General features: G+C 56.7%; 2 protein-coding genes and 1 pseudogene. 2 read left to right on the forward strand and 1 reads right to left on the reverse strand.

Annotation, left to right across the window (positions count from 1 at the left end; translation table 11 throughout):
- The first annotated feature begins 640 nt into the window (after positions 1-640).
- The gene (locus tag ACX80O_RS16635) at positions 641-1,063 is read left to right on the forward strand and encodes a MarR family winged helix-turn-helix transcriptional regulator (protein WP_459334168.1); all 423 of its coding nucleotides are present in this window, start codon (positions 641-643) and stop codon (positions 1,061-1,063) included.
- A 342-nt stretch (positions 1,064-1,405) separates the two neighbouring features.
- Positions 1,406-1,729, forward strand: a complete 324-nt coding sequence (locus tag ACX80O_RS16640; protein WP_459334169.1) for a hypothetical protein — start codon at positions 1,406-1,408, stop codon at positions 1,727-1,729.
- Positions 1,730-1,899: 170 nt separating this feature from the next.
- Here the strand turns inward: ACX80O_RS16640 and ACX80O_RS16645 are convergent.
- Positions 1,900-2,349: pseudogene (locus ACX80O_RS16645) on the reverse strand (DDE-type integrase/transposase/recombinase); the annotation flags it as partial.
- Positions 2,350-2,463 lie beyond the last annotated feature (114 nt).

Genomic DNA, 2,463 nt, shown 5'->3' on the forward strand with positions numbered 1-2,463 from the left:
TACCGGCTCAAAGAACACCAGCCAACAACCAGTACGGCACAATAGAACGAACAACCAGTGGCCCTGTTTTCAAATGGCACTAATGGCCCTGTTTTGGGTTGGCGTTAACAGCCATAGCATTTTGCATCCTGGTGCGCATGGCCTTTTCGGCCGCACGGTAGGAGCGCAAACCATTCAAAACCTGAACACTATCCGTCCGGTCCGGCGCTTGCGCATACCAGTACCCACCTGCAGGGAAAGTGCGCGGGGCAGCCATCACCCTAGTCTAGGTTGCGGGTCAAACGGGCAATAGTGTGAGCAGCACCCCGCGATTCGAGTTTTTTGGCTAATCGATCCGCATTCTTTGCACCGAGTCTCCAGCGTTTGCTAGCTGACGAGGAACACAGACTCATTCATGCAGCGAACAGCCGGATGTGACGTGCCCTCTTTCCAATGGGCTTAAAGTGATGTGAAATAGTAAGTAGGCTTGGCGTCTACTGGTGAAGCAGCCCGGCAGCGGGCGCTAAGTCGCACGATGCAATGAAACCTCGCCCTCCAGCTCCAGCTCCGCATCTGCTGAGACTGAGGTGCGTACTTGGGAAGCAGATAACACCGGTCACTGCTTTTCCCGGGGGATCGTAGTAGCACTGAAGGGGGTTCTATGTCGGATCTGGAGAACTGGTCAACCGGACGCCTGCTGAGCACCGCCGCTCGATTATCCGAGCGCTCACTGAATGCGGCGCTCTTGGAAATCGGTGTCACGCCTGCTGGTGTCAACGTTTTGACGGCATTGAGCACCCATGGGCCGATGGCCCAGACCGAGCTCGCGGAACTCATGCACGTCCAACCCCAAACAATCGGCAAAACCATAGAGCGTTTGGAAGCGTCAGATCATCTGACCAGACCGCGCAGCGGCCCGGATCGGAGAGTTCGGTTGGTAGTCATCAGCAGCAAAGGCCGGGCGACATTGGAGGAAGCGCAGGACATCGAAAGGGATCTCGCCGACGTCGCAGACACGCAAGGCTATGAGTTCCGCCGCTCCCTTCAGGCGATCATCGGGTATCTGACGTCCATAGCGAAGTAGTCGTATTCGCTCGGGAACTGCCGAAGACCCCACGCGCAGACGTCAAAAATCGCAAACTATCCGCTGGGTCCATTTGCGTCACCGTAGCGCCAGGAGAGCACCGGCTTTGTCGGACCTCGCGCCTGCCGCTTCATCAACCGTCCGAGGCATGAACCCCGCGGGTGGCGCCGTCGTCTTGCGTCACCTCAACTGAGAGTTTATTCGCTTCAGTAGTACCAATCTCCCGGGCGTTTCCCTGCTGTTAACGGGCAGTGCATCTTGTTGAAGGTTTACGAAAAGCCCATAGTGCCCTAGGCTCAAGAATGTCGGTTTAGTAAAGAGCCTGCAGGAAACGCTAACTTTGTGGAGCACCTCATGGACCTCAAATTACCAAACATCATCGACACAGACACAGACCGCATTCTTCAAGAACACCGCCTCACCGGTAGCGCCTCAGAGGGCCCCATCCTCTCAGATTTCGACCTCGACGCCCTTTTCGATCTGGGCGAGGACGAGCTTCCGACGCTTCCACCAAATCTTTCCGAACTGGCCACTGAAGACCTGCGTAGCTTGTGTAACCGGATGTTCCGGGAAATGAACAAAGATTTCCCCCGCTTCGGAGCGCGCGAAGACTACGGAATACTTTTCGACGAACTCCACTACCGTTCGGGACAGCAACCCGAGTGATAACACCCCCACCTGGTACACGAGCCACGGTCAACGACCACCCGCCACTTCCTCAATCCGGCCTATGCCCCGTCCTCACTCGGCACGGCTTTGCCAGGCGAATATCCAGCGTCACAGATACTCAGAGGGGTCTGCTGAAGGTTTAGTTGACAGCTGGGGTTGATAGTTTCCTAGGCGGCTGTGGCCGCGTTGTTTATTGTCTCAAACTCGATCGGGGTCAGCCGGCCGAGGGCGCGTTGTCGGCGTTTACGGTGGTAAGTCCGTTCAATCCAGGTCGTGATGGCGAGCCTGAGCTCGTCCCTGGTTTCCTACCGCTTCCGATTCAGGACGTTCTTTTGCAGCAGCGAGAAGAACGATTCCATCGCAGCGTTGTCACCGCAGGCACCGACCCGTCCCATCGATCCGCTCAACCCATGGCAGTGCAGGGCGGAGACGAATTTCCTGGATCTGAACTGGGATCCTCGGTCGGAATGAACGATGGTACCGGCGGGGTTCCTGAACGAAACAGCGTGATCCAGGGCCGCTACGGCAAGGGACGCTTTCATCCGACCGTCCATGGAATACCCGACGATCCGGTTCGAGTGCAGGTCTTTGATCGCGCGAAGGTAAAGCTTGCCCTCGTGCGCTTGAATTCTAGGCATCGTCGCAACACCCTGAAATTTAGGGAGCATGTTGTGGTCGGTCGACCTCGTGGAAAGCAGAACCTGCAATATATGGCGAAGGAGCGGGAGGAG

Source organism: Arthrobacter glycogeni, from assembly GCF_054511155.1.